1 pseudogene is annotated in these 1,044 nt (G+C 51.9%); it reads right to left on the reverse strand.

Annotated features, from left to right (window positions below):
- Positions 1-190: 190 nt before the first annotated feature.
- Positions 191-1,008, reverse strand: a pseudogene (locus INT22_RS05790) (IS3 family transposase); the annotation flags it as partial.
- Positions 1,009-1,044 lie beyond the last annotated feature (36 nt).

Below are 1,044 nucleotides of genomic sequence, written 5' to 3' on the forward strand. Positions count from 1 at the left end.
ACGCCTTGGAATGAACGCTTACGTTCCAAAATGCTTTGTTAAGTCCTGTTGGGCCTTTTGGACCCTTGTACACTATGGTGAGCACCCTTTAGATATGGTTGCGACGCATGAGCCTGAGTAGTGAGCAAGTGTTCCCATGTCGAGCACGAAGTGAGATTTTGTGTGCGTATTGAGCGGGTTCCGTAGGTAGTCCGTTGTCACAGCGAATAGAGCGCGGTTTGCCCCGCCACTCAATGATCTGCTCCAGTGACCGTATAACACGCTCTGTCGGAAGCGAGAAGTCTACTTCGATGCAAAGGCCTTCGCGGTTGAAGTCATCAATCACATTCAGCAGCCGGTATCTGCGACCATCGTTGAGCTGGTCGTGCATGAAGTCCATCGACCAACTGTCATTGATCATTTCCGGCACGGCCAATGGCTCCGGCTTTTCACGAACCAGGCGTTTCTTGGGTTTTATCCGCAGGTTCAGTTCCAGCTCCCGATAAATTCGGTAAACCCGTTTGTGATTCCAGCCAAACCCTTTGACGTTTCTCAGGTGCAAAAAGCACAGGCCGAAGCCCCAATTGCGCTGGTTATGGGTCAACCGGATTAGCCAGTCGGCGATCTCGGTATTCTCGCTGCTGAGCTTGGCCCGGTAGCGATAGCAGGTCTCGCTGATGCTGAACATCCAGCAAGCCAGTCGAATGCTGATGCGCTTCTCATTGACGGCTTTCTGCGCCATCTCACGGCGTCGAGACGGCTTCACCACTTTTTTTCGATGGCTTCCTTGAGGATGTCCGCTTTCAATCGTTCCTCAGCGTACATCTTCTTGAGCCGTCGGTTTTCATCCTCTAGCTCTTTCAACCGGGCCATCATGGACGCATCCATGCCGCCGAATTTAGCTCGCCACTTGTAGAAAGTCGCACTGCTCATGCCATGCTCACGACACAGCTCTGGAACCGGAGCGCCGCCTTCGGCTTGCTTGAGAATTGACAGTATTTGGCTGTCAGAAAAACGTGATTTTTTCATGCAGAATCTCCCTGCGTTTAGCTTACGGAAAATTCT

Origin of the sequence: Halomonas sp. 3D7M (genome assembly GCF_014897885.1) — a bacterium.
Classification (GTDB): Bacteria; Pseudomonadota; Gammaproteobacteria; order Pseudomonadales; family Halomonadaceae; genus Vreelandella.